The sequence below is a fragment of the Blastocatellia bacterium genome, assembly GCA_035573895.1.
Classification (GTDB): domain Bacteria; phylum Acidobacteriota; class Blastocatellia; order HR10; family HR10; genus DATLZR01.
Genome location: DATLZR010000139.1, coordinates 1 through 4,968, shown reverse-complemented (window position 1 = coordinate 4,968; position 4,968 = coordinate 1). Strand labels below are relative to the sequence as shown.

The 4,968-nt window shown below is 58.6% G+C and carries 5 protein-coding genes; 4 read left to right on the top strand and 1 reads right to left on the bottom strand.

The features are described 5' to 3' along the window. Together VNM72_12215 and VNM72_12210 are read left to right on the top strand one after the other, a co-directional pair. The coding region (locus VNM72_12215; GenBank protein HXF06160.1) for a S16 family serine protease at positions 1–365 on the top strand (365 nt) is incomplete at its 5' end. 462 nt (positions 366–827) lie between these two features. Continuing rightward, on the top strand, positions 828–1,868 hold the full coding sequence (locus tag VNM72_12210; protein HXF06159.1) for a VWA domain-containing protein: 1,041 nt from the start codon (positions 828–830) through the stop codon (positions 1,866–1,868). Positions 1,869–2,047: 179 nt separating this feature from the next. Here the strand turns inward: VNM72_12210 and VNM72_12205 are convergent, their stop codons facing one another. Beyond that, complete coding sequence (locus tag VNM72_12205) at positions 2,048–3,169, bottom strand: radical SAM/SPASM domain-containing protein (protein HXF06158.1); 1,122 nt, start codon at positions 3,167–3,169, stop codon at positions 2,048–2,050. A 164-nt stretch (positions 3,170–3,333) separates the two neighbouring features. On the opposite strand from VNM72_12205, the gene VNM72_12200 reads away from it, so the two are divergent. Together VNM72_12200 and VNM72_12195 are read left to right on the top strand one after the other, a co-directional pair. Then, positions 3,334–3,630 carry a hypothetical protein gene (locus tag VNM72_12200; protein ID HXF06157.1) on the top strand — a complete coding sequence of 99 codons (297 nt, stop codon included), beginning with the start codon at positions 3,334–3,336 and terminating at the stop codon, positions 3,628–3,630. Between the two features lie 168 nt (positions 3,631–3,798). Beyond that, positions 3,799–4,968, top strand: a 1,170-nt coding sequence (locus VNM72_12195) for a hypothetical protein (GenBank protein ID HXF06156.1), incomplete at its 3' end; no start/stop codon positions are given.

The following is a 4,968-nucleotide window of genomic DNA, read 5'->3' as shown; positions in this document are numbered from 1 at the left end:
TCTACACGAACTGTCCCGTTCGGGCGGATACGGCCATGACCGGCGAGATCACCCTCACCGGTCTCATCCTCCCCATCGGGGGAGTGAAAGAAAAAGTCCTGGCGGCGCGTCGGGCCGGCATCAAGCGCGTCATCCTGCCCAAACACAACCTGCAGGACCTCGAAGAACTTCAACCTGAAGTGCGGGCCGATCTGGAGTTCATCCCCGTCGAGACCATTGACGAGGTTCTGCGCCTGGTTTTCGTCGAAGATCTCTTCAATCGCCCGGGACAGGCTCAGGAGAAGAAGACGGCCCGAGCGACATCGTCACGGAAAAAGAGAACCCGACAGCCAAAGGAAGAGGCTGTCGTTCAAAGCACGGTCTAGCAAGCCCCTCGTGGTGGGGCGCTCGGAAGAGGCCGAATCGCGCAGGGGCCTCCGAAAGCGAGCTGAGGATAAAGCGAAACCGAGCGGGAAGGATGACAGGGGAATCAGTGTCGCCGGTCTGCGCCCGTGGGATCGCTTCTCACATGTCATCTCGATGACGCCGGTGATGTCAATGGTTCGTTTGCCATGCGCCCTCATCTTCGCGGGAGGAAGGACGCAGGCAAGGGAGACAGTGTCGGTCTCGTTTTTAATCTCCGTCTAACGAAATCTTAACGGCGGCGACAGTAAAATTTTCGCCGGATAAAAAGGGTCGGTACGGGAAAATCCGGGGAAAATCATGAGCGCGCGCGGATCAATCGGTGAGAAGCTCAGTGCAAACGGCTGCCCTGTCCCACTCGGACGGAATTCGGTGACTCGTCTGTACTGGCCCGGAAGAAACATCGGCGGAGGACGGAGGCGCCTATGAGAGCACGCCCTCACTTGAGACGGATTGCCGTCGGGTTTCTCCTGGTCACCCTTGCTGGATCGGGATTGGGACAGCAGCCCACCATCACGCTGGAGACGAATCTCATCCTGGTTGATGCTCTTGTCCTCAGCAAGAAGACGAACACTGTGGTCGGAGACCTCACGCGCGATGATTTCGTGTTGTTCGAGAGCGGCAAGAAGCAGGAGATCACCTATTTCAGCCGTGAGGAGCTTCCCCTTTCGGTTGTTCTGTTGGTTGACGTGAGCGGCAGCGTCCAGCCGATCATTGACGAGATCCAACAGGCGGCGCTCGATGCTCTGGCAAAACTGAAGCCGGAGGATAAAGTTGCCCTCATGATCTTCGCCAGTAAACCCAAATTGGTTGCCGAGCTGACGACCGATCGCGCAGTGATCGCCGATCGTCTGGAAAATATCTGGAGCGAGACCGCTGACGTCGGAGCGGCCACATTCATCAATCTGGGGATTTACGAAGCCGCGCGCTACCTGCGCAAGAGGACCGGGCCGACTGAACGCCGAGCCATCATCATGGTGACCGATGACATGGATACGAGCTGGTGGCGTGGCGGACCGCCCCGTGATGTCGTTCTGCGAGAGCTTTACGAAGGAGGCACGACATTGTGCGCTCTTGTTGTGGGCTACGCGCGAACGGCCCTCAAGGCCATTAACTATGGAACCACGGCCGCCCTCACCGCCGCCAATCCCGTCGCCGGAGCATTGCTGATCGCTGTTAAGCTGTTGCGCCGGGTCTCCCCGATCACGGGAAGCGCCAAATATTACGCCGAGCGAACCGGCGGCGTGGCCGTCAGTTCCCGTCACGAGGAAGTGGGAAAAATGTTCGTCGAGGTGATGGAGCTATTACGAACGCGCTACACGCTCGGTTATTACCCGCCTCCGGCGTCGGATCGTCGGTTTCGGGAGATTAAGCTCATCGTGAGCGATCGGGCAAAGAAAGAGAAGGGGGACCTACGGGTGATTGCCCGGCGCGGCTATTTCCCTCGCTCCCGTGCTTCTCGTTGATAGACCCTCGTTCGCCGCTTGACCGGCGAATCTTTGGAAGGCGCCGACAGCCCCGGCTGCTGCGTTCTGTTTCTGCGATTCTTCAGCGTGCAGCCGCCGTGTGCTTGGCCGATCTGCCGAAGCGCACAGGAATACGCTCGGGCTCGCCACAGGAGGTTGAAATTGTCATCGTGGCGGAGTTAGAAACGGTGCCGCTGGAGGTAACTCAAGGGGATGCCAACGAGCTGCGCTTTCAGAGAGAATCGCAGGCTGTCATGAAGGAAACACACGTGCGTGCAAAAGCATTTCTCCTCGGCGATGGCTCGAAGCTCTTGTTGCCGTACCGCCGATTCCCAAAAGGCGGAGAAATTCATGCCGTAGTCGCGCAAATTCCCCAGCCGGTTTCGCAGTTCGCAAGCACGGACATCGCCATTGTAGTCAATGACGAGAGACGTCTCCCCCGCCGTGCAGGGCATCGGCCACGGACGATGGGAGACGTAATTGGCCAGTTGCACCCGATGATGAAAGGCGAACGTTCCCACGTAAATCATCTGCTTGAACCAGCGTGCGGCCCGATGGTCATTGGCAAACGCCCTTTGGGCGTAGATTTGCTGGATGCGGGTGATCTCACGATAAAGCAGGCGCAAATCCTCCGCCGGGATCGGCAGCAGGGTGGGATCGAGCGGATCACCGCGGATGATCTGGAAGTAATGCCCGTCGAGCCATCCCTTCTCCAGGAAATACTCGGCCAAAGGAATCAATTCACGGTAGTTCTCTCGACAGATGACCGAATTAATCCCCACCCAGAGGCGGTGGCCGAATCGAGAGCGAAGCGGTTGAACCAACTGGATCGCTTCCTCCGCCTTGCGGAAGTTGCCGGGCACGGCCCGCACCCGATCGTGCGTTGCTTCTAATCCGTCAACGGAGAAATTCAGATAAACCGTCAGCCCGGGGTTCTCTTCGAGAAAGCGACGGATGAACTCCCGCGTGCGCTCGGGCTTGAGCCCATTGGTCGGGAAATTGAGACTGCGAATCCCGTTATTGACGGAGAAGAGGTGGACGATTTCCGGCACGTCTTCACGGAGAGTGGGTTCACCGCCGCTGAGCAGAAGCTGGGTGAAGGGAGGCATGGTGCGTGACAGCTCAGCCAGTTCATCGAAGGTCAAGTCTCCGGGACGGTTCAGGTCCTGCCAGTAAAAGCAGGTGCGGCACCTGGCATTGCAGTGCGAGGTGACAAAGAGGATCACTGTATGAAGAGTCCGCTCCCGTTTCAAGGTGCCAAGGAATTGAACCAGGGCCTTGATCTGTGATGTCTCAGTCATCGGATCCTCACCTTGCTGCCGCTGAAAGCTCAACGAGCTTAACAGGCGACGGGTCGGTGGTCAACCGTGGCACCGACCATCGGGGCGGTCAGAGGCTTATTTGCCCTTCGGCTGAATTCATTCGATGGCGAACATGATACCTCGAGCCGACGCAGGAGCTCCTTTTGCACCGCCTGATTGGCATTGGATGGAACCGCCAACTGCTGCATCGGTGGTCCATTCTTTTCTTGACCGTGCCTGAAATCGTCTGTATGATGGGGCAGTCGAAAAAATCCATCGGAGGATTTGTTATGAAGAAGCTCGTAAGTCTTGGGCTGTTGTCCCCGCTCGTGCTGGCAGTGGGCTCTATCCTCTGGCCTCAGGTTTGTCTCATCCTCTTTTTGATCTTCCCGCCGCTGGTGCTGCTCTGCCTTGGACCTTTTGCCGGGCTGTTACCCACCGATTTCCAAACCTTCCTGTGATCGTCGTCGCGTCGCAGGGAAGGAGGTAGCTCGGAGCGAGCCGAGGGTGCACACGCTGAGGCTCTTTTGTTGTAGGACCCCCAAATTCTCGGAACAACCTGTCAGAGGAAAGGGGGGCGCAAGGCGACCCTCGGCCCACGCGGCGTTGATTGACTGTGGAGGCAGTATATGTGGATGAAAAAATGTTTCGTCGGAATAGTGTTCATGGCTGTTGGTGCGATTCTCTTTCCTTCAACGACGAGGGGGCAGTTCCAATCGCCCATCATCCTGCAACCGGCCAATCCCGATGGCAGTTTCGGTTTTGGGCTGGCCAGCGGTGATGTCACGGGCGATGGAATCGCCGATGTTGTGGCCGGATCGGTGCTCACCAGCGTCGGTGGCCGAAATGCAGCGGGTGTGGTTCACGTCTTTTCTGGAGGCGCACCGCCGCATACGTCGCCCGATTTGACATTGCAAGCGCCCTCGCCCGAAGGCGGCGCGCGATTTGGCTGGTCCATCGCCATCGGAGACGTCAACGGCGATGGGCAAAAGGACATTATCGTCAGCGCTCTCTTCGCCAATGGGGGCACCGATAACGGAACCGGCGCCGTCTATATCTTTTTCGGCGGTACTCTGCTTGACGCTCAAGCCGACGCCACGCTCCAGGTTTCGGGACTCAATCCGCTGGCGCATTTCGGCTGGTCGCTCGCGGCGGGAGACGTCACGGGCGACGGCATTGATGATGTCGTCGTCGGAGCTGAAAATGTGCGCGTTGGAGGCCGACGGCAGGCGGGAGAAGTCTTCCTCTTTTCCGGAAGCCGCTCCTTCAGCGGAACTCTCACCGCTTCGTTCCTCTCGCCTGCACCGCAGGAAGGGGGTGCGTTCGGCAATTCGGTGGCCGTGGGAAACCTGAACGGCGATCCTTTCGCCGACATCATCGTCGGGGCTCCGAATGAAGATGCGGGTGGTGCTCAGGAATCCGGACGGACCTATGTCTTCCTGGGCGGCTCGACGGTTGATCCCACAGTGGATGCTGCGTTGAGCCTGCCTGCTCCCCTCCCGAGTAGCGGATTCGGAGCAGCCGTTACATCGGGCGATGTCAACGGCGATGGATTCGATGATGTCATCGTCGGGACCCCTCATCCACGACTCACCCGATCCCTCTTCTCGGCTCAGAGTGATCCGGGCGAGGTGTATATCTTCCTCGGCGGCAACCCCTTCGATTCCACATCCGATCGGAGACTGCAGGCTCCTGCCCCTGCTCGTAACGATGCCTTTGGTGGATCTCTTGCGGCGGGCGATGTCAACCGCGATGGCAGCGACGATCTGATCGTTGGCTCACTGGCTATCGTCAGCGGG

Coding starts and splice junctions, on each gene's coding strand:
- VNM72_12210 (HXF06159.1), top strand. CDS start 828: ATGAGAGCACGCCCTCACTTGAGACGGATTGCCGTCGGGTTTCTCCTG.
- VNM72_12205 (HXF06158.1), bottom strand. CDS start 3,169: ATGACTGAGACATCACAGATCAAGGCCCTGGTTCAATTCCTTGGCACC.